17 protein-coding genes are annotated in these 19,843 nt (G+C 61.7%); 11 read left to right on the forward strand and 6 right to left on the reverse strand.

All coding sequences use genetic code 11. The features are described from left to right. Position 1 precedes the first annotated feature (1 nt). The 4 genes from ACRAWE_RS03235 to ACRAWE_RS03250 all read left to right on the forward strand — a co-directional run bounded on the left by ACRAWE_RS03235 (position 2) and on the right by ACRAWE_RS03250 (position 4,019). Entirely contained in the window at positions 2–832 is an 831-nt protein-coding gene (locus ACRAWE_RS03235; RefSeq protein WP_432524774.1) for an alpha/beta fold hydrolase, read from the forward strand. 9 nt (positions 833–841) lie between these two features. Further along, positions 842–1,267: a DoxX family protein gene (locus ACRAWE_RS03240; protein ID WP_019452447.1), complete on the forward strand. Its 426-nt coding sequence runs from the start codon at positions 842–844 to the stop codon at positions 1,265–1,267. Then, entirely contained in the window at positions 1,260–2,870 is a 1,611-nt protein-coding gene (locus ACRAWE_RS03245; RefSeq protein WP_432524776.1) for an MFS transporter, read from the forward strand. The genes ACRAWE_RS03240 and ACRAWE_RS03245 overlap by 8 nt, the downstream gene beginning before the upstream one ends. A 96-nt stretch (positions 2,871–2,966) precedes the next feature. Then, positions 2,967–4,019: an NAD(P)H-dependent flavin oxidoreductase gene (locus ACRAWE_RS03250; protein WP_025160327.1), complete on the forward strand. Its 1,053-nt coding sequence runs from the start codon at positions 2,967–2,969 to the stop codon at positions 4,017–4,019. Between the two features lie 40 nt (positions 4,020–4,059). Here ACRAWE_RS03250 and ACRAWE_RS03255 read toward each other — a convergent pair whose 3' ends face one another. From ACRAWE_RS03255 to ACRAWE_RS03270, 4 genes are all read right to left on the reverse strand, one after another. Further along, on the reverse strand, positions 4,060–5,349 hold the full coding sequence (locus tag ACRAWE_RS03255; protein ID WP_432524778.1) for an alginate export family protein: 1,290 nt from the start codon (positions 5,347–5,349) through the stop codon (positions 4,060–4,062). A 41-nt stretch (positions 5,350–5,390) separates the two neighbouring features. Beyond that, the gene (locus ACRAWE_RS03260; protein ID WP_025160326.1) at positions 5,391–6,290 is read right to left on the reverse strand and encodes a glyoxalase/bleomycin resistance/dioxygenase family protein; all 900 of its coding nucleotides are present in this window, start codon (positions 6,288–6,290) and stop codon (positions 5,391–5,393) included. A gap of 512 nt (positions 6,291–6,802) precedes the next feature. Further along, positions 6,803–8,998, reverse strand: coding sequence for a catalase/peroxidase HPI (katG, locus tag ACRAWE_RS03265; protein WP_019452452.1), 2,196 nt, complete (start codon positions 8,996–8,998; stop codon positions 6,803–6,805). A 251-nt stretch (positions 8,999–9,249) separates the two neighbouring features. Next, on the reverse strand, positions 9,250–10,674 hold the full coding sequence (locus tag ACRAWE_RS03270; RefSeq protein WP_432524781.1) for a coniferyl aldehyde dehydrogenase: 1,425 nt from the start codon (positions 10,672–10,674) through the stop codon (positions 9,250–9,252). Positions 10,675–10,877: 203 nt separating this feature from the next. Between ACRAWE_RS03270 and ACRAWE_RS03275 the strand changes: the two genes are divergently transcribed. Continuing rightward, on the forward strand, positions 10,878–11,708 hold the full coding sequence (locus ACRAWE_RS03275) for an alpha/beta fold hydrolase (protein ID WP_211130152.1): 831 nt from the start codon (positions 10,878–10,880) through the stop codon (positions 11,706–11,708). 68 nt (positions 11,709–11,776) lie between these two features. Further along, entirely contained in the window at positions 11,777–12,721 is a 945-nt protein-coding gene (locus ACRAWE_RS03280; protein WP_202669820.1) for an NAD-dependent epimerase/dehydratase family protein, read from the forward strand. A gap of 120 nt (positions 12,722–12,841) precedes the next feature. Here the strand turns inward: ACRAWE_RS03280 and ACRAWE_RS03285 are convergent, their stop codons facing one another. Both ACRAWE_RS03285 and amiA read right to left on the reverse strand, forming a co-directional pair. Next, positions 12,842–13,894 carry a porin gene (locus ACRAWE_RS03285; RefSeq protein ID WP_211130153.1) on the reverse strand — a complete coding sequence of 351 codons (1,053 nt, stop codon included), beginning with the start codon at positions 13,892–13,894 and terminating at the stop codon, positions 12,842–12,844. A gap of 54 nt (positions 13,895–13,948) precedes the next feature. After that, positions 13,949–14,791, reverse strand: a complete 843-nt coding sequence (amiA, locus tag ACRAWE_RS03290; protein ID WP_211130154.1) for an N-acetylmuramoyl-L-alanine amidase AmiA — start codon at positions 14,789–14,791, stop codon at positions 13,949–13,951. Between the two features lie 331 nt (positions 14,792–15,122). Here amiA and ACRAWE_RS03295 point away from each other — a divergent pair, with 331 nt between their 5' ends. From ACRAWE_RS03295 to ACRAWE_RS03315, 5 genes are read left to right on the forward strand one after another with little or no spacing between them, the layout of a single operon-like run. Then, positions 15,123–16,493, forward strand: a complete 1,371-nt coding sequence (locus ACRAWE_RS03295; RefSeq protein ID WP_211130155.1) for an MFS transporter — start codon at positions 15,123–15,125, stop codon at positions 16,491–16,493. A gap of 16 nt (positions 16,494–16,509) precedes the next feature. Then, complete coding sequence (locus ACRAWE_RS03300) at positions 16,510–16,908, forward strand: hypothetical protein (protein WP_025303469.1); 399 nt, start codon at positions 16,510–16,512, stop codon at positions 16,906–16,908. 46 nt (positions 16,909–16,954) lie between these two features. Continuing rightward, the gene (locus ACRAWE_RS03305; protein WP_025303468.1) at positions 16,955–18,031 is read left to right on the forward strand and encodes an ABC transporter substrate-binding protein; all 1,077 of its coding nucleotides are present in this window, start codon (positions 16,955–16,957) and stop codon (positions 18,029–18,031) included. Between the two features lie 42 nt (positions 18,032–18,073). Beyond that, the gene (locus tag ACRAWE_RS03310) at positions 18,074–19,084 is read left to right on the forward strand and encodes a FecCD family ABC transporter permease (protein WP_432524786.1); all 1,011 of its coding nucleotides are present in this window, start codon (positions 18,074–18,076) and stop codon (positions 19,082–19,084) included. After that, the gene (locus ACRAWE_RS03315; RefSeq protein ID WP_141967811.1) at positions 19,071–19,838 is read left to right on the forward strand and encodes an ABC transporter ATP-binding protein; all 768 of its coding nucleotides are present in this window, start codon (positions 19,071–19,073) and stop codon (positions 19,836–19,838) included. Before ACRAWE_RS03310 ends, ACRAWE_RS03315 begins: the two co-directional genes overlap by 14 nt. The last annotated feature ends 5 nt before the right edge of the window (positions 19,839–19,843 follow it).

Genomic DNA, 19,843 nt, shown 5'->3' on the forward strand with positions numbered 1-19,843 from the left:
CATGAGCACTCTTACCGCGCCCGATGGCGCACGCATTTTCTATAAGGATTGGGGACGCGGCCAGCCGATCCTGTTCTCCCACGGTTGGCCGCTGTCCGCCGACGCTTGGGACAACCAGATGCTGTTTTTCGGCCAGAGCGGATTCCGCGTGATCGCTCACGATCGCCGCGGCCATGGCCGTTCGGATCAAACCTGGTACGGCAACGACATCAATCAATACGCCGACGATCTGGCTGTGCTGATAGAAACGCTGGATCTGCGCGATCTGATACTGGTCGGCCATTCCACCGGCGGCGGCGAAGTGGCGCGCTATATCGGCCGTCACGGCAGCAGTCGGGTGGCGAAGGTGGTGCTGGTGGGGGCGCCGGCGCCGCTGATGCTGCAGACGCCGGCCAACCCCGAGGGCACGCCGATGGCGGCGTTCGACGGCATTCGCAGCGGCGTGGCGGGCAACCGCTCGCAGTTCTTCAAAGATTTGGCGGTGCCGTTCTACGGCCTCCACTGCGATGAGGTCGAGAGCAACGCGGGGCTTATCGACAGCTTTTGGCTGATGGGCATGCAGGGCGGCGTGAAAGGCCAGTACGACGGCGTGCGCGAGTTCTCCGAAGTGGATTACACCGCCGATCTGCTGGCGATCGACAAGCCGACGCTGCTGGTGCACGGCGACGCCGATCAGATCGTGCCGTTCGAAGCCTCGGCGCAGAAAGCCGCTAAGCTTATGCAACAGGCGGAGCTGAATGTTTACGCTGGCGGCTCACACGGTTTGGCGCAGACCGATCCCGATCGCTTCAACGCCGATCTGCTGGCCTTTATCCAGAATTCGCCATTCTAAGGGGGCGCGATGAATATTACCGATATCGCCGCCCGCTGCGCTCAGCGGCTGCATGCGCCCGCGGTGCGCTGGCTGCTGCTGCTCGCGATTTGCGCCGCCTACATTCAGGGCGGGCTGGTCAAGGCGCTGAACGTCGAGGGCGCGGTCGCCGAGATGACCCACTTCGGCCTGCAGCCGGCGGCGCTGTTCGCCGTGCTGGTGACGCTGTTTGAACTGGCGGCGTCGGCGCTGATCCTGAGCGGTTTTTACCGCTGGCTCGGCGCGTTGGCGCTGGCCGGTTTTACCCTGATGGCGACGCTGATGGCCAATCCGTTCTGGCAGTTCGACGGCGCGGAACGCGGCCAGATGATGAACGGATTTTTTGAACACCTCGGGCTGGCCGGCGCGCTGTTGCTGGTGGCATTTAACGATTTGAAGGAGCGAACGGATGGCTGAACAGACGGAAAACAAGGCGGCGGCGGGCGGCTTCGCGCCGCTGAAAATCCCATTATTTGCGGTGCTGTGGGGCGCGACGGTGCTCGGCAACGTCGGCAGCTTTATGCGCGACGTCGCCAGCTCGTGGCTGATCACCGACCTGTCGAGCAACCCCTCGGCGGTGGCGCTGATGCAAACCGCCGCCACGCTGCCGGTGTTCCTGCTGGCGATCCCGGCCGGAGTATTGTCGGACATTCTCGATCGGCGGCGCTTTCTGATCTTCGTGCAAATCCTGCTGGCCTGCGTCAGCGGCAGCCTGCTGGTGCTGTCGCAGACCGGTGCGCTGACGGTGGAATACCTGCTGGCGCTGACCTTTGTCGGCGGCATCGGCGCGGCGCTGATGGGGCCGACCTGGCAGGCGATCGTGCCGGAACTGGTGCCGCGCGCCGAGCTGAAAAACGCCGTGGCGCTGAACTCGCTGGGCATCAACATCGCCCGCTCCATCGGCCCGGCGGCCGGCGGCCTGCTGCTGGCCAGCTTCGGCGCCGGCGCGGCCTACGGCGCGGACGTGATGAGCTATGTGCTGGTGATCGCGGCGCTGCTGTGGTGGAAGCGGCCGAAGGCCGAAGACAGCGGCTTGTCGGAGCATTTCTTCGGCGCCTTCCGCGCCGGTCTGCGCTATGCGCGTTCCAGCCGCGAGCTGCACGTGGTGCTGCTGCGGGCGGCGGTGTTTTTCGCCTTCTCCAGCTCGGTCTGGGCGCTGCTGCCGCTGGTGGCGCGCCGCATGCTGGGCGGCAGCGCCGGTTTTTACGGCGTTCTGCTGGGGGCGGTGGGCGCCGGGGCGATCCTCGGGGCTATTGTGCTGCCGCGTCTGCGCCAGCGGCTCAACGCCGACGGGCTGGTGCTGCTGGCGGCGGTGCTCACCGCCGTGGTGATGGCGGCCCTGTCGCTGGCGCCGCCGCAGTGGCTGGCGGTGGTGCTGCTGTTGGTGCTGGGCGCCGGCTGGATCATCGCGCTGACCACGCTCAACGGCGCGGCGCAGGGTGTGCTGCCTAACTGGGTGCGCGGCCGCGGCCTGGCCATCTACCTGATGGTGTTCAACGGCGCGATGGCGGCGGGCAGCCTGCTGTGGGGGCTGGTGGCGCAGGAGCTGGGCGTCGCCGCCACGCTGTTGGTCGGTGGCGTCGGCCTGTTGGCGGCGGGGCTGCTGTTCCACCGTCTGCGTCTGCCGACCGGCGAAGCCGATCTGCAGCCGTCGAACCATTGGCCGGAGCCGTTGGTCAACACGCCGGTCGAGAACGATCGCGGGCCGGTGATGATTCAGGTGGAATACCGCATCCGCGAACAGGATCGCCCGCAGTTCTTGCGCACTTTGCTGATGCTGGAGCGGGCGCGCCGTCGCGACGGCGCTTACGCCTGGGGCATCACCGAGCATACCGGCGATCCGGAATGCATCATGGAGTGGTTCCTGGTGGAGTCCTGGGCGGAGCATCTGCGCCAGCATCAGCGGGTGTCGCACGCCGACGCCGATCTGCAGCAGGAGGCGCTGAGCTTCCATATCGGCCCGGACAAGCCGGTGGTGCACCACTTCCTGTCGCTGGACCGGCGTCAGGTGAAGCATTAACTGCACGGCCAGGCGGTGAGAAGGTGCTATGCTTTTGGTCGGTTCGGCGGCGCGGCCGCCGTAAGACGAATGTAGTCCACACAGGGAGACACATTGATGACGGCACCTTCTGCTTTTGCCCGTGAGCTTGGGTTGCGCTATCCGATCGTTCAGGGGCCGATGAACGGCGCGTCGCCGCCGGCGTTGGCGGTGGCGGTGAGCAACGCCGGGGCGCTGGGATCGTGCGCGGCGGCGCTGTTCTCGCCGGAAGTGATCCTCGAGCGCGTGCAGCAGATCCGCGCGCAGACCGCCGCGCCGTTTAACATCAACCTGTTTCTGCTCGATGAACAGCACCCGGATCTCGCCGAGCTGAAACGCGCCCAGCACCTGCTGCGGCCGTTCCGCGAAGCGCTGGGGCTGAGCGAGCCGCCGATCCCCGCCAAATTCGCCGAAAACAACCGCGACCAGATCGCGGCCTTGCTGGAGGCCGCGCCGCCGGTGGCCAGCTTCACCTTCGGTGTGCTGCCGCGCGCGACGGTCACGCAGTTCAAGCAGGCCGGCTCGCGGGTGATAGGCACCGCCACCACGGTGGCGGAAGCCCGCGCCTGGGAAGAGGCGGGCGCCGACTTTGTCTGCGTTTCGGGCGCGGAGGCGGGCGGTCATCGTCCGACCTTCCTCGGCGATATCGAGCAATCCTGCGTCGGCCTGATGGCCCTGTTGCCGCAGGTGGTGGCGGCGGTGAAGATCCCGGTGATCGCCGCAGGCGGCATCATGAACGGTCGCGGCATCGCGGCGGCGCAATTGCTGGGCGCGCAGGCGGCGCAGCTCGGCACCGCGTTTCTGTGCAGCCCGGAATCGGGCATCGCCGACGCCTGGCGAGCGGCATTGCGCAACGCCGGCGATGACAGCACGCGCCTGACGCGCGCTTTCAGCGGCCGCCCGGCGCGCGGCATCGTCAATGATTTCATGCGCCAGATGCGCGCGGAGGAGGGGCAGATCCTGCCTTATCCGGTGCAGAACGCGCTCACCGGCGATATCCGCCAGGCGGCGGCCAAGGCCGGGCGCGGGGAGTTCATGTCGCTGTGGGCCGGGCAGGGCGTAGGCCTGGCGCGGCCGATGCCGGCGGCGCAGCTGGTCGCCACCCTGGCGGCGGAGCTGGCTGCGCTGTAAGACAGACGGGGCGCCTGGTTCGGCGCCCTTTTTATTGACGTCAGAAACTGTAGGTGCCCTGCGCCAGAACGAAGTTCATGTCTTTCAGTCCGGCATGTTGCTGCAGGCTGTGGCCGACGTCGAAGTAGACATAGGCCACCTTGAACTGGAGATCGCTTCTCGGCGTCCAGGTGGTTTCGACCTGATACTGATTACCGATAAAGCGCGAGCCCTGCTCGCTGCCTTTCACCGGGCGCACCGGCCCGAGATAGAAGGCGTCCTCGCGGCGTTGCCGCCATAACGCGTCCCAGCTGAAGTCGATGGCCAGGGTTTGCCACGGCGTGATGGTGACCGAAGGGTGGATGGCGATCAGGTTAGCCGGCGCCACCAGCCCGTTCTCGGTCAGATAGGGCAGCTTGGGGTACATGGCGTTGAAGGTATTGAGCTGCCCGTCATGGCCGTTTTTATCGCCGCTGGCGATGCCAATCTTGCCGCCGAAGCGCGGCTGCCAGCGCCAGTCGCTCACCGTATAGCCGGCGTGCGCCGACGCCGACCAGGCGCGGATGTCGCGCTGTTCTGCGCTGCCGAACTGCCAGGCGGCCTCATTGTCCCAGTCGAACCCCTGTGCCGTGCCGAAAATGCGCGCGCCGACGGTATAGCGCCGCTCTTGCCCGTTGAGCTGCGCGTAATGGGCGTCGTTATCTTCAAAGCCAAAGGTGTAGAGATCGAGCGAAGAAGCCAGCGGCGTCAGCGGCGTGGTGCCGTAGAGCCCCCAAACTTTTTGGCTGTTGTCGGTATCGTCGTCGAAACTGCCGGTTTTAAGGGTGACGGGATGGCCGATAAAGGCGTCGAGGCGGTTTTTATCCTTGGCCCAGCTGGCGCGGATGGCGTCGAAAGAACGGCGCACGTTGGGGCCGTCGCGGGTGCCCATCAGGTGCAGCGAACCCAGCGCAATCTCCTGGCGGCCGACCCGCAGGGTGCCGAGGCCGTAGGCGGTGGGCAATTTCATATCCACATAGCCCTGGCCGAGATAGGCGCGATCTTCATCGGTTGGCTTGCGCCCATGGTCGCGCATCGTCGCCAGCGAAGATCCCAACTGGACGTAGGCGCCAAAATAGTCGCCGTAGTCGAGGCGTGCGCCGATCAGCAGGCGTTGCATCAAGGTGTCGTCGCGCCCGCCGCTCAGATCGCGTTGATCCGTCCATTCATAGCGCTCGCGCAGTGAACCGTCGAAAGACAAGGTGGCCGCATCGCCCAACGGGATGTTTTTCCAGGGCGCCGCAGTGGGCTCCGCCGCCAGAGCGGGCAGCGCGGAGAGCAGCAAAAGTGCGGGAAGCGTGCGTTTCATCATGGATATCCGAAGAAAAAAGCGCGCCGCAGCGCGCCTTGGGTTTATTTAGCCGTCTGGTGAATTTCGGCGATGTAGCCGCCGGGGAAACGCACCAGCGCCGAAGCGCGGCTTTCCGCCGCCGTTGAACGCCACAGCACCTGCGCGCCGCTGGCCGTCGCTTTGGCCAGCGTGGCCTGCAGATCCTCGACGCCATAGCCGGTGCGCTCATGGCCGAACGGATAAGGCAGGTGCCCGTCGGTGACGAAAATGCGCGTTTTGCCAAAGCGCGAATCCAGTTCGATTTGGCGGATCTTGCCGTTATCGTTGCGGCCGATCGCCGCATCGCTGACCTGCTCGTCGCGCACGACCTTACCGTGCGAGAACGCCTGATAGCTTTTCAGGAAGTCATCGACGCGGTAGGCGGAGAGATACAGGCGGTTTTCCGGCACGCTCAGCAGCGGCCGGTAGTTGGGCGCTTTGGTGTGCCAATAGAGCTGCATATTGACGCCGCCGGGCCATTGGATCACCGCGTCGCGGCCGATCGGATCGTCGAAAGGCTCAACCTGCACATCGGCGCCGGCGGCCTTGGCTTGTTGAATGGCGGCATCCATATCCCTGACCAGAAAACCGTTGCGCTCGGTGCCGAACGGGTGCGGGATCGGCGTTTTGAAATCGAACACCGAGAAGCTGCCGGCCGGCGTCAGTATCAGCTGGGAATAGGTTTCGCTCGGCGTGGGCGTGACGTTGACCAGCACGCGTTCGGTGCTGGTGCCGCCGAAGGTTTTCAGGATGCTGTCGACAAAGGCATCCATTTTGCCGCGTTCCACATAGACATGCGTGGTGTCGTATTGCGGCCCCACGGCGACAGATGCCGTATCGGCCGCCCATGACATTGCCGGGAGCAGCAGCGCAAGGGCTGATATCCTCAGCCGACGAGAAGAAATACCGATAATGTGTTGCATGATGACCTCCAGGTTGCGGTTATTTTCCTGAGTGCAGCGTAATTTCCTATGGGCTTTCCCGTCGGCTGAAAATAAAAAACCAAAAACGCAACGTGCGTGATGAAACGCTAAGTAGGGGCGAGGTTCTGACGCCCCGGCGAATATGGCGCAGGTGCAGAACATTTATTCTTATTGGCGTAAACGGTGAGGCGCCCGGCCAGCAGGCCCGCTGTCGCTAAGGGACGGCGCTGATAATGCGGCCCGCCTCGTCGCGTGTTGAAGTGAATCGAGGATAATCCATAACGGTCTTCTCCTTGCTGGGATATATCGTATTGGCACGCTGAATTTACGTTCTTCATTGCCCTCTAAATATAAATACAGCATTAAGAGAATTGCCGCCCATCAAATTTTTATATGACTTGTTGAGTAAATACGAATAAGCGAGGAGATGAAATATAACGACGGGCGCTGAGCGGAGGCAGTGTTGATCTCGGGAAAAAAACGGCCTGCCGAAGCAGGCCGTTGCGGGGAGTTTACGCCAGATCGAAACGATCGAGGTTCATCACTTTGTTCCAGGCGGCGACGAAGTCATGGGCGAACTTCTCTTGCGCGTCGGCGCTGCCGTAGACTTCGGCCAGCGCGCGCAGCTGCGCGTGCGAACCGAACACCAGATCGACGCGGGTGCCGGTCCACTTGACCGCGCCGCTGCGGCGATCGCGGCCTTCGAACAGGCCGTCCTCGCCCACCGGGTGCCAGGTGGTGCCCATATCGAGCAGGTTGACGAAGAAGTCGTTGGTCAGCGCCTGCGGCCGCTGGGTGAATACGCCATGCTGCGCGCCGCCGACGTTGGCGCCGAGCACCCGCAGCCCGCCGACCAGCACCGTCATTTCCGGCGCGGTCAGGGTCAGCAGCTGCGCCTTATCGACCAACAACGCTTCGGCCGGCACGCGGTATTTGCCCTTCAGGAAGTTGCGGAAGCCGTCGGCGAGCGGCTCCATCGCCTCGAAAGAGTCCACGTCGGTCTGTTCCTGCGAAGCGTCGGTGCGGCCCGGTGCGAACGGCACCGTCAGGGTCAAGCCGGCGTTCTTCGCCGCCTGTTCCACGCCCGCCGCGCCGGCCAGCACGATCAGATCCGCCAGTGAGACGCGCTTGCCGCCGGTTTGCGCATCGTTGAAGGCGCGCTGGATGCCTTCCAGCGTGGCCAGCGTCGCGGCGAGCTGCGCAGGCTGGTTGACCGCCCAGTCCTTCTGCGGCGCCAGGCGAATGCGCGCGCCGTTGGCGCCGCCGCGCTTGTCGGAACCGCGGAAGCTCGAGGCCGACGCCCAGGCGGTGGAAACCAGTGTTGAGACCGGCAGGCCGGAAGCCAGCACCTTGCTTTTCAACGCGGCGACGTCCTGCTCGTCGATCAGCGGATGATCGACCGCCGGAACCGGATCTTGCCAGATCAGTTCTTCCTGCGGCACTTCCGGGCCGAGGTAGCGCGCGCGCGGCCCCATGTCGCGGTGGGTCAGCTTGAACCAGGCGCGGGCGAAGGCGTCGGCCAGCTCTTCCGGGTGTTCATAGAAGCGGCGCGAAATTTTCTCGTAGGCCGGATCGAAACGCAGCGACAGGTCGGTGGTCAGCATGGTCGGACGGCGTTTCTTGTTCGGGTCGAAGGCGTCGGGGATGGTTTCGCCGATGTCTTTCGCCACCCACTGGTGCGCGCCGGCCGGGCTTTGGCTCAGCTCCCATTCGTATTCGAACAGGTGGCGGAAGAAGTCGTGGTTCCACTGGGTCGGGGTGGTGGTCCAGGTGACTTCCAGCCCGCTGGTGATGGCGTCTTTGCCGACGCCGGTGCCGAAGGTGCTGTGCCAGCCGAGGCCTTGCTGTTCCAGCCCGGCGGCTTCCGGATCGGCGCCGACGTTAGACGCCGGGCCGGCGCCGTGGGTTTTGCCGAAGGTGTGGCCGCCGGCGATCAGCGCCACGGTCTCTTCGTCATTCATCGCCATGCGGGCGAAGGTTTCACGGATGTCGCGCGCGGCGGCCACCGGATCGGGGTTGCCGTCCGGCCCTTCCGGGTTGACGTAGATCAGGCCCATCTGCACCGCCGCCAGCGGGTCTTCCAGGTCGCGGTCGCCCGAGTAGCGGCTGTTCGGCCCGCCGCTTAACTCCAGCCAGATCTTCTCAGATCCCCAGTAGACGTCGTCCGGCTCCCAGGTGTCGGCGCGGCCGCCGGCGTAGCCGAAGGTTTTGAAGCCCATCGATTCGAGCGCCACGTTGCCGGTCAGGATCAGCAGGTCGGCCCAGGAGATGTTGCGGCCGTATTTTTGTTTGATCGGCCACAGCAGGCGGCGCGCCTTGTCGAGGCTGACGTTGTCCGGCCAGCTGTTGAGCGGAGCGAAGCGCTGCTGGCCTTCGCCCGCGCCGCCGCGGCCGTCGCCGATACGGTAGGTGCCGGCGCTGTGCCAGGCCATGCGGATGAACAGGCCGCCGTAGTGGCCGAAGTCCGCCGGCCACCATTCCTGTGAGTCGGTCATCAGGGCGTGCAGATCCTGTTTGACCGCCGCCAGATCGAGGCTGTTGAAGGCGTCGGCGTAGTTGAAGTCTTTATCCATCGGATCGGACAGGGGGGAGTGTTGATGCAGCGGTTTCAGGCTGAGCTGATTAGGCCACCAATCCTGATTGGTGGTGCCGTCCTGCGGTGCGGGCTGTTTGCCGCCCGAAAACGGGCATTTGCTTTCAGTTGTCATAATGCGCTCTCTGCTTCCGTATTGGGCTCCAGGCGTGGAGCGGTTAACAAGACATGCGGGTAAGGCTTGCGTCGGGTGTTGCGCTAAATAACTGAACTCAATCGATCCACATCGCCCCGGCCGCTAACGGGCAAAGGGCGACTCATGGCTAAGCTTAGTCAGCGGCGGCGGAGAGATAAAATAGGAATGATTGAATACTGTGATAGCTTTCAGCGATTCAAGGCCTTGCCGTTGATAGGCAACGCGGCGCCTTATCGACGCCGCAGCATGATCTTGAGCACCGCGTCCGCCAGTTTGCCGAACGGGGCGCGCAGCAGATCGGTAAAGTGCCAGCGGCTCTGGATGAAGACGCCTTTGGCGTGGCTCAGCGCCCGGAACCCTTCGATGCCGTGACAGGCTCCCATGCCGCTGGGGCCGATGCCGCCGAACGGCAGATCGTCCTGGGCGAAGTGCAGCAGGGTGGTGTTGACGCTGACGTTGCCGGAGGTGGTGCGCGCCAGCAGCCGTTCCCGCTCTGCGCCGGCCGGCCCGAAGTAGTACAGCGCCAGCGGGCGCGGCCCGGCGTTGATAAGCTCGATCGCCTCATCAATAGCAGCGTAGGTGCGTACCGGCAGCAGCGGCCCGAAGATCTCCTCTTGCATGATCCGGCTGTCGTCGGGCGCGCCGACGATCAGCGTGGGGGCCAGGGTTTTTGCCCGTTCAGACGCAGATTCAGGGCGATGGCCCACCGGAACGATCCGCGCGCCCCGCGCTTGCGCGTCGGCCAGCAGGTCTTGCAAACGCTGATAGTGCCTGTCGCTGATGATGGCGCCGTAGTCGCTGCCCGTCGGCCCTGTGGGGTAAAACGCTTTGACCGCCGCGTCGTAGAGCGCAATGAAGTTCTCCACATCGTTCTGATGGATCAGCAGGTAATCGGGCGCGATGCAGGTTTGGCCCGCGTTCGACAGCTTGCCGAATGCCAGGCTGTTGACGTCTCTGGCGGTGAGCGCATCGCGCGCCATGACCGCAGGGCTCTTGCCGCCCAACTCGAGCGTCAGCGGCACCAGATTTTTAGCGGCTGCCTGCATGACCTGACGGCCGATCGCCGTGCTGCCGGTGAACACCAGGTGATCGAACGCCAGTTCGCTGAACCTGGCCCCGATCTCTGGCCCGCCGGTCACCACGGCGACCTTGTCGGCGGGAAACTGCGCCGCCAGCATCGTCTCGATGAGTTGGCTGGTGTGCGGCGTGAGTTCCGAAGGTTTCAGCATCGCGCGATTGCCGGCGGCCAGGGCGGTGGCCAGCGGGATGAGCGTCAAGGATAACGGGTAGTTCCACGGTGCCATGACGCCGACCACGCCCTTGGGTTGGTATTGCACATAGGCGCGCCCGGCCTGGTATGGCAGGGCGACGTGGCGGCGCTCCGGCTGCATAAAGCGCTTCAGGTTGCGCAGCAGATAATCGATCGCCTGCACGGTGACCAGAATTTCCAGAATGTCGGTTTCGTAAGGCGAGCGGTGGCCGAAATCCGCGCTGACGGCCGCCGTCAATGCGCTGCGCTGGGCCAAAATGGCGCTGCGCAGGCGGCGCAGGGCGGCCTTGCGTTGAGCGAACGTCGGCGCGCCGTCGCGCAGGAAGGCGCGGCGTTGGGCGGCAAGCCGTTGCTCCATCGTCATGGCGGCGTCATCTCCTGGCACTTGAATACTCCTGATATCGAGCTTGTTGGGTGGGGGCACACCGTCTGCAGAACTGCATTTGACCTTAAAGTAAGGTTTAAACCTATACTCGTTAAGCGATCAACGCAAGATCGCCGGCCAACCGGGATGAGGGAGCTTGCCATACCGGCGTCGTGAGCACTATCCGTCTTATTTTCTGACAATGTGTAAATGGGAGAAACGACATGGGTTACGTAACGACCAGCGATGGCGTCGAGATTTTCTACAAGGATTGGGGCCCCAAAAACGGCAAGGTCATCTACTTCCACCACGGCTGGCCGCTGTCCAGCGATGACTGGGATGCCCAGATGCTGTTCTTCGTGAACCAAGGGTTCCGCGTGGTTGCGCACGATCGCCGCGGCCACGGCCGCTCCAGCCAGGTGTGGGAAGGGCACGACATGGATCACTACGCCGATGACGTCGCTGCGGTGGTGAAACATCTCGGCGTACAGGGCGCCATGCACGTGGGCCACTCGACGGGCGGCGGCGAAGTGGTGCGCTATATCGTGCGTCACGGCGAGGATAAGGTGTCCAAGGCCGTGCTGATCAGCGCGGTGCCGCCGCTGATGGTGAAAACCGACGCCAATCCGCAGGGCACGCCCAAAGCGGTGTTCGATGATTTCCAGGCGCAGCTGGCCGCCAATCGGGCGCAGTTCTATTACGACGTGCCGGCCGGCCCGTTCTATGGCTATAACCGCCCGGGCGCCAAACCCTCTGAGGCGATTATCTGGAACTGGTGGCGCCAGGGCATGATGGGCGGCGCCAAGGCGCACTACGACGGTATCGTTGCCTTCTCGCAGACCGATTTCACCGAGGATCTCAAGAAAATCGCCATTCCAGTGCTGGTGATCCACGGCGACGACGATCAGGTGGTGCCTTATCAGGACTCCGGCGTGCTATCGGCCAAGCTGGTGCAAAACGGCACGCTCCATACCTATAAGGGCGCGCCGCACGGCATCCCGACCACCCATGCCGATCAGGTCAACGCCGATCTGCTGGCGTTCTTGAACAGCTAAGCGCGAGAAATAGGTGCTGGCTCCGCCCGGTTGGGCGGGGTCTCTTTTGATTACGATGAGGAACGGAAATGCAAACGATCCTGGGCGCCAGTGGCCAGATCGCCCAAGAGCTGGCGCGTGAACTGAAGCGCGCGTACACCGATGATTTAAGATTGGTCAGCCGCAACCCGAAGAAGGTCAACGACAGCGATACGCTGGTTGCGGCCAACCTGCTCGACGCGCAGCAGACCCTGGCGGCGGTGAAGGGCAGCGACGTGGTGTATTTCGCCGCCGGCCTGCCGCCGGATTCGGCGCTGTGGGAGCGGCAATTTCCGACCATGCTGCAGAATGCGCTGGACGCCAGCCGTACCGCAGGCGTGCCCTTCGTCTATTTCGACAATACGTACATGTATCCGCAGAACGGCGAACCGCAGACGGAATCGACGCCGTTCGCGCCGCAGGGGCGCAAGGGACGGGTACGCGCCCTGATGGCCGATAAGGTACTCGACGAGATGAAGCGCAAGCAGATCCCCGTGCTGATCGGCCGTGCGCCCGAGTTTTATGGGCCGGGAAAAACGCAGAGCTTCACCAATGCGCTGATCGTCGACAGGTTGAAAGCGGGGGAAAAACCGCGCGTGCCGGTTCGCGATGACAGGCTGCGCACGCTGATCTGGACGCCCGACGCCAGCCGTGGGTTAGCCCGGCTTGGCAATACGCCCGACGCGTTCGGCCAGACGTGGCATTTGCCGTGCTGCGACGAACGGCTCACCTATGCGCAGTTCGCCGCCTTGGCCTGCGAGGTGTTTGGGAAGGACATTTCATATTCCGTCATCGGCAAATGGGCGTTGATCGCCGCAGGGCTGGTTTCATCCGGCGCGCGTGAGATGCGCGAGCTGCTGCCGCGCTACGAGCACGACAACCTGTTCGACTCGACCAGGTTCAAGCAGCGCTTTCCCGACTTCGCCGTCACGACGTATCGCGCCGGGCTGGAAACGATTTGGCGGGAGTGGAAGAACGCGCAAGCGCGGCGTTAAGATGCCCGCCGCGCCAGGGCTAGCCATAGCGCGTTACGCTGGGCTGCAGGCCCACTCGAGCCATTAAGCGAGCCTCGCCCCTCACCGGGCGGGGCTTTTTATTGGCTGCGGGAAAGCGGATCACCAGTGATAGCTGATGCCCATATCGAGCTTGTCCGACGCATCGACGCCGGCCGCGTGCTGGGAAAGGTTATTGAATTCATAGTTAATAAACACCTGCATGTTGCTATTGAGCAACCAGGTCACCCCCAGCTCCTCGTAGTTCAATAAGTCGGTGTTGCGGCCTGCCCGGGCCTGTATCAAACGGGTATAGCCGATGTTGGGCTGAATATGGTCCGTCAGCCGGTATTTGGCGAGCGCTTCATAACTTGACGCCGAGCCGCGGTTAGCGGTTTGTTGCGGGCTGATGGCGTTGTCGCTTTGGGTGAACACGGCCGCAAGATAGATTTTTTTCGACGTATAGAGAACCCCTTCGGCCAGCGTATCGATGCGTCGGCGATAGCCGGCGGCGTGTTGCTGCCGCTGCGTGGTTTGAGACGCCGAGGCGGCGGCGATGAGGCTGAGCGTCGGCGTCAGCGCATAACGGAACGAGGCGCCGAAGCCGTTGCCGTTTTGTTTGCCCGGCGCTTGCCGATCGTCGCCGTCTTTGAACTGATATTGCAACGCGAGGGCGGCGCGCCGCTGAAACAGGCTGAAAGTTTGGCGGTAAGTGAGCAGGTTATGCGCCCGGCCGCGCATAAAGTTATCGATGTAGTTGTACGCCATTTCCCTAAACAGCGGGGAGCGATCGGTCAGGGCGGTCACATCATAAAGCACGCCCCAGTTGCGGCCGATATCGAGGCTGCCCAGGGTGGCGTTTTGCACGCCGATATAGGCGAGCCGGGTGCTGTTGCGAGTCGCGTCGGCGAAGCTGACGGTATATTCCCAGTGGGCGTAGGCCTGCCAGCGCGGCGCGATCTTTTTTTTGCCTATCAGGCCGAAATAGAGGTAGCTGCGGTCGCCGTCGTCGCGTTCGTTTTGGCCGCTGTAGCGTCTGGCGATAATCGTGCCGTAGAAATTCAGGCTGTTTTGCTGCGATCCCGTCAACGACACGGCGAAGGCGCCGCGCGGCAACAGAGCCAGCAGAGGGAAAAGCATGCCCGCCGAAAAATAACGAGGATTGCGTTTTATCATGATGGCACCATCCCTGTGCGCGGCAAGCCCGTGAGCTTGCCGCCCTGGCGAAGCTTAAGCGTACGTTTCGCGTTTAAAGTAACTGACGATCCCCTGAGCGATCGCCGTGGCAATTTTATTTCGGAAGGCGGGGGTGCCGAGCAGCCTTTCTTCCTCAGGGTTGGTGATGAAAGAGGTTTCCACCAAGACGGAAGGAATATACGGGGACTTCAAGACCACGAAGGCCGCCTGTTCGGTATTTTTGGCATGCAAGTGATGGATGGGCGCAATATGCTGAATCAGGTGCGAGCCCAGCGCCAGGCTCTCTTTGATCGTTTCCGTCTGCTCCAAATCAAACAGTATCTTCTGCAAATAGTGGTCTTTCTTGATGACGTTGGGGCCGGCGAGATCGTCCGCCGCGTTTTCACTGTTCGATAAGTATTTCGCCATCGCGCTGCTGGCACCTTTATTGGAAAGCGCAAAGACCGATGCGCCGCAGGCGCTGGGGCAGGTAAAACCGTCGGCGTGGATGGACATGAAAAGATCCGCGCCATGCCGGTGCGCGATCTCCACCCGATCGTAAAGCGGGATAAAAACGTCGCTGTCGCGCGTCAGGCGGGCATCGATGCCGTGTCGATCAAGCTGTGCACGCACATTTCTGGCGATCTCCAGAACGACATGTTTTTCCAGCGAACCGGTGTGGCCAATGGCGCCGGAGTCGATGCCGCCATGACCGGGATCCAACATGACCAGGAATCTTTTTCGCGCCCCGTGAGGGCCGTTCTGTTTTTTGGGACGTGGCAGGCCATGCGCGTGAGCCAGCGGGGAAACGGCGCCGTTCAGCGCCAGGGCCGCCAGCCCTGCCAACATCATTCTGCGGCGAGATAACCGGGTGTTCAAAAGGTCCGTCTTAGCCATAAGGTTAACCAGCATAAAGGGGAAGGGTGTTGTTATAACATAACAATTTCACTCACCGGCAGGGTTGTCTGTTAGCGGCTGTTACTTTTAATGTCATTCCTTAAATTGACTGGGTTTTTATACTGCATTTATTTTGTTTATTGAATGTTTGTATTGCTTTTTATTTGTTTTGTATTTGTTAATTCTTATTTTGACACACTATGTAATCCAATATTTCAAATGAGATTTATTACCATCTTTAATTGATATGTTATAACGTAATTATTAAAACGGATAAAAAACGGGGTCTTTGCCGCCGGCATGAAACGACTCACGTTTTTGGAGAGTTAACATGACTTTTAAACACCAGCAAAAAGAGACGCTTAATGTATTCGCCGTTCTCGCCGTCTCGTTAAGCACGGTCATCGCCATGCTCGACAGTACTATCGCCAACGTGGCGCTGCCGGTGATCGCCAAAGATTTCGGCGTTTCCGAATCGGCCTCCATCATGATTATTAATGCCTACCAGTTTGCCGTCGTCGCCTCTTTGATGCCCTTCGCGGCGCTGGGCCGCGCGGTGGGCAATAAAAAGATCTTTATAGCCGGGGTGGTGCTGTTCGCTTTTTCATCCTTGGGCTGCGCGCTGTCCACGACGCTGTCGATGCTGACGGCATTCAGGGTGATACAGGGCTTCGGTGCGGCGGCGGTGCTCAGCGTCAATGCGGCGCTGATCAAGGAGATATACCCGGAAAGGCTGCTGGGGCGCGGCCTGGGGATTAATGTGATGGTGGTGTCGGTTTCCGCCGCCGCCGGGCCGTCCATCGCCTCGGCGATACTTTCTCAGACGAGCTGGAACTGGCTGTTTACCATCAATGTTCCCATCGCCTGCCTGTCGCTGCTGCTGAGCGTGATCTTCCTGGCCTCCCGTGAGCGGCGCAGCGTTGGATTCGACAGCGGCGGGGCTCTGTTGGTGTTTGTGCTGTTCATTGCTTTTTCGCTCAGCACGATGAGCATGACCACCCACCATCTGCCGGCGGCGGCGCTCAGCTTTGCGGTATTCGCCGGGCTGGCCGGGTTGCTGTATATCAATCAGAAAAGAAAGGCCAACGCCGCGCTGATCCCGGTCGCGATGCTGCATAACCCGACGCTGTCATTGTCTTTGCTGATGTCGATGCTGTCTTACAGCACCCAGCTTTTGGCTTTTGTATCGCTGCCTTTCTATTTCCACAATGTCCTGCAAAGAAACGTGGTGGACATCGGTCTGCTGCTGACCGCCTGGCCGCTGGCCACCATGGCGTCTTCGCTGATTTCCGGCGATTTGGCCAAGAAATACGATCCCAATCTTGTTGCCCTCTCGGGCCTCGCCTGTCTGCTGGCAGGCATGCTGCTGATGGCCAATTTGCCCAGCGATCCGTCGAATGGGGCGATCGTATGGCGCGTGGCGCTGTGCGGCATCGGTTTCGGCCTTTTTCAATCACCGAACAACCTGCTGATCATGACCTCTGTGTCCCATGAAAACAGCAGCATCGCCAGCGGCCTGTTGGGCAGCTCCCGATTGATCGGGCAAATCGTCGGTTCGGCGTTAGTGGCGATTTTCTTCAATATGCGCGGCGCGCAAGCGACGAATATCAGTTTAATGGCGGGGGCGGCATTCTCGTTCCTTTCTCTGGTCGTGAGCTATATGCGCTTCAAGTCCGCCGTTACGTTAAAAACCAGCAAATAGAAGCACGAGGTTTCCCATGCGATTTATCCCATTAGTGCCGTTAGTTATCGGGATGGCGGCGTTTTCCCTTGCCGGCTGCACGACCTACCACGACGTGGCGTTGCAACAAAAAGAGGCGGGGCTCAATAGCCCGTATTACCTGCTGCAGCCGCCGGTCTATGTCGGCGACCAGTTGAAATATGGCCTGAAGGACGGCAGCGGCGGCGAGCTGACGGTGGCGAAGGTTGAACCTAAAGACATCGTCGCCGACAGCGGAAAAATCATTCCCCTGGCAGAGCTTTCTTTCCTGCAACGAAAAGACCTTTCCACGGGAAAAACCGCCGCGTTGGTTGGTGGCGGCGCGGTCGCCACCACGGCAATCGTCTTTGTGGCCGGGATAACCATTATGGCAGCGGGCATCGCCGCGTCGGCCTAATACAGCCCATCGACGCGCGCCGCCGAGCGTGCGCGCAGGAGGCACCATGTGCGTAACAGTGAAATTTATCGCCACCGCGCTGCTGGCCCTATTTGCCTTGCCGACGGTGCCTTGCGCCGGCGCCAGCCTGCCGGCGGCGGCCGAGCCGTTGCAAAGCGCGGCGACGCAAACGCTGCCCGGCAGCTACCCGCGGATCGTCATCACCGGCAACTGCCCCTTCGGCGTGATCCTGGCGAACGAGGCGGCCTATCGGCATGTCGTCGGCGTGGGGCCCTGGGCGTTCATGCATGCCGATAGGCATGTGTTGAAGGACATGAAGCCGGATATCGGCAGGATCACGTCCGATTTCATCAATAAGGACTATCGGGTCAACATGGAGTCGTTAATGAATCTCCGGCCCGACATCATTTATTACTACGGCAAAAGCCAGGACGATCGGCTGGAAAGGGCGGGCGTGATGACCGTCGATCTGGATGCCGGCGGGAAGACCAAATACCAGCCGATGGTCACCCAGGTGTATTGGGAAAATACTTTCGCCGACACCCTCGGCCTGCCGCGCACGCATAAATTCAAAGACGCCTGGGAAAAGACCCTGAAGCAGATCCGCCCCTATGCCGCCGCCATCCGCGCGCAGCACGTCAGGGCGTTGTATCTCGAAGAAAGCGACGGCAGGCAGCTGAAGGTGAGCGGCCCGCATACCTACGGCGACACCTACCTGAAAATGGCCGGCATGGACAACGTCGCCGGGGATTTGCCGGTGAAGGGGGATGCCGGCAGGTACATCAACGTTTCGATGGAGCAGATCATGGCCTGGGACCCGGATGTGATTTTCGTGGTGTTCGGCAGCGCCAAAGCGCTGCTGCACGGGGGGATCCCCGGCCAGGCGTGGGAGACGCTCAGGGCGGTAAAAAACGGCAAGGTTTTCTCGACGCCGGTGGGCATTCATAACTGGGGGGGCCTGTCGGCGGAAACATCACTGCTGCCGCTGTTTATGATCAACCGGTATGCCCCTGAAGACATTAGCGACAAAACGCTGCGGGAGGAGACGCGCCGCTATTATCAGACGATGTTCTCTTATGCGATCCCGGACCGGTTGCTGGATGAGGTGCTGGCACAGCGCTAGTGCCACGGTTAAATAGCGTGAGTTCGTTGGAGGAGCTTGGAGATGCCGGGCAGAGGAAAATATGTGGCGATCATGGCGGGATTGTTTATTTCGCTCTGTGTGGTCGCCTTCGCATCACTGTTTGCCGGCCGCTATGCCTTGTCGGCCCACGATGTGGTGCAGATTTTATGGCAGGGGAACATGTCGGGGGAAAACCAGGCCCGCTATTCGGTGATTTTTAACCTGCGCGCGCCGCGGGTGGTGGCGGTGATGCTGGTGGGCGGCGGGTTGGCGGTCGCCGGCGCGACCTTTCAGGCGGTGCTGAAAAACGCGTTGGCCAGTCCGGACGTGCTGGGCACCTCTTCCGCCTCCGCCTTTGGCGCGGCGCTGGGCATTCTCTTGAGTTTGCCCTTTGCCCTGAGTTCCCTGCTGTCGTTTCTTTTCGGCGTGGTGAGTTTGTTGCTGGTGCTGGGCATTTGCCGCCTCAAACGCCGGCAGGATGCGCTCACCACGATTTTGTCCGGCATGATTATCGCGTCGCTGTTTATCGCGTTTGTCTCGGTCATAAAATATGTCGCCGATCCGCAGGATACCTTGCCGACGATCGTCTTCTGGCTAATGGGCAGCTTCGCTTCGGTGGCGAAAGCGCAGGTTTATTGGCTGATCCCGCTGTTTGCGGCGTGTTACCTGACTATCTACCGGCTCAGGTGGAACATGAACATTCTCTCGCTGGGGGACGACGAGGCGCGCATCGCCGGCCTGAATCCACCCCGGCTGAAGATCCTGCTGCTGATCGCCGCCTCCCTGCTGGTTTCCGCCTCGGTGAGCTTGGCCGGCGTGGTGGGGTGGGTCGGCTTGGTGATCCCGCATTTGGTGAGAAGCGTGCTGGGATATAACCACGGCCGCCTGATCCCGGCTTCGGCGCTGAGCGGGGCGCTGTTTTTGCTGGCGATCGACAATATCGCCAGAGGTGCCACCTATGCTGAAATCCCGATCGGCATCCTGACCGCACTGATCGGCGCGCCGCTTTTCGCTCTCCTTTTTATTATGAGCAGCAAACATGATCACAGTTAACCAGCTGACCCTGGGTTTCAAGGGGCGAGAACCCCTTCTTGACAACGTCAGTTTTCATCTGGCGCGGGGCGAGATCCTCAGCGTGCTCGGGCCGAACGGCGCCGGTAAAACCACGTTGCTGAGACACATCGCGGGCCTGTGCCGGCCCCTGTCTGGCGGGTGCAAGATCGGCCTGGTCGACAATCGGCCCGCCCGGTTGGCCTATGTGCCGCAGGCGAAAACGCCGCATTTCGCTTATGGGGTACTCGATTTTGTCACTTTCGGCTGTGCTCGCCAGGCGGGATGGTTCGCCAGGCCGCGGCGGCAAGATGTCGCCAGGGCGCAGGCGGTGTTGCATGCGCTGGAGATCGCACCGCTGGCGCAGAAAAATATCAACCAGATCAGCGGTGGAGAACTGCAGATGTGTTATTTCGCCAAGGCCCTGGCGGCGGATCCCGACGTCATGATCCTCGACGAACCGGAATCGAATCTGGATTTTTACAATCAGGCTAAAATGATCGAGATGCTTTGGCGCCTCGCGAAAGAGCGGCAGATGACGATCGTGCTGAATACGCATTTTCTGCACTACGCCGATCGCATCTCTGACAAGTGCCTGCTGATGAACCAGCGGCAGTGCATGTTTGGCGATAAAAATGCACTGCTGCAAGAGGACATCCTGGAGCGTTATTTCCAGGTGCCGGTGAGAAAGTGCCGGTATGAATATGCCGGCGTCAGCGAAGAAACGTTCATTGTCGCGCTACGGCATCATGCTTGAGTGCC

It is taken from the genome of Serratia sp. BFP-2025 (assembly GCF_050880365.1).
GTDB lineage: Bacteria > Pseudomonadota > Gammaproteobacteria > Enterobacterales > Enterobacteriaceae > Serratia > Serratia surfactantfaciens.

Excerpts from the sequence above, each read along its gene's own strand:
- ACRAWE_RS03235 (WP_432524774.1), top strand. The coding sequence starts at position 2 with ATGAGCACTCTTACCGCGCCCGATGGCGCACGCATTTTCTATAAGGAT.
- ACRAWE_RS03260 (WP_025160326.1), bottom strand. The coding sequence starts at position 6,290 with ATGCAACACATTATCGGTATTTCTTCTCGTCGGCTGAGGATATCAGCC.
- katG (WP_019452452.1), bottom strand. The coding sequence starts at position 8,998 with ATGACAACTGAAAGCAAATGCCCGTTTTCGGGCGGCAAACAGCCCGCA.
- ACRAWE_RS03310 (WP_432524786.1), top strand. The coding sequence starts at position 18,074 with ATGCCGGGCAGAGGAAAATATGTGGCGATCATGGCGGGATTGTTTATT.
- amiA (WP_211130154.1), bottom strand. The coding sequence starts at position 14,791 with ATGGCTAAGACGGACCTTTTGAACACCCGGTTATCTCGCCGCAGAATG.
- ACRAWE_RS03300 (WP_025303469.1), top strand. The coding sequence starts at position 16,510 with ATGCGATTTATCCCATTAGTGCCGTTAGTTATCGGGATGGCGGCGTTT.
- ACRAWE_RS03250 (WP_025160327.1), top strand. The coding sequence starts at position 2,967 with ATGACGGCACCTTCTGCTTTTGCCCGTGAGCTTGGGTTGCGCTATCCG.
- ACRAWE_RS03255 (WP_432524778.1), bottom strand. The coding sequence starts at position 5,349 with ATGATGAAACGCACGCTTCCCGCACTTTTGCTGCTCTCCGCGCTGCCC.
- ACRAWE_RS03305 (WP_025303468.1), top strand. The coding sequence starts at position 16,955 with ATGTGCGTAACAGTGAAATTTATCGCCACCGCGCTGCTGGCCCTATTT.
- ACRAWE_RS03315 (WP_141967811.1), top strand. The coding sequence starts at position 19,071 with ATGATCACAGTTAACCAGCTGACCCTGGGTTTCAAGGGGCGAGAACCC.
- ACRAWE_RS03285 (WP_211130153.1), bottom strand. The coding sequence starts at position 13,894 with ATGATAAAACGCAATCCTCGTTATTTTTCGGCGGGCATGCTTTTCCCT.
- ACRAWE_RS03240 (WP_019452447.1), top strand. The coding sequence starts at position 842 with ATGAATATTACCGATATCGCCGCCCGCTGCGCTCAGCGGCTGCATGCG.
- ACRAWE_RS03280 (WP_202669820.1), top strand. The coding sequence starts at position 11,777 with ATGCAAACGATCCTGGGCGCCAGTGGCCAGATCGCCCAAGAGCTGGCG.
- ACRAWE_RS03245 (WP_432524776.1), top strand. The coding sequence starts at position 1,260 with ATGGCTGAACAGACGGAAAACAAGGCGGCGGCGGGCGGCTTCGCGCCG.
- ACRAWE_RS03295 (WP_211130155.1), top strand. The coding sequence starts at position 15,123 with ATGACTTTTAAACACCAGCAAAAAGAGACGCTTAATGTATTCGCCGTT.
- ACRAWE_RS03275 (WP_211130152.1), top strand. The coding sequence starts at position 10,878 with ATGGGTTACGTAACGACCAGCGATGGCGTCGAGATTTTCTACAAGGAT.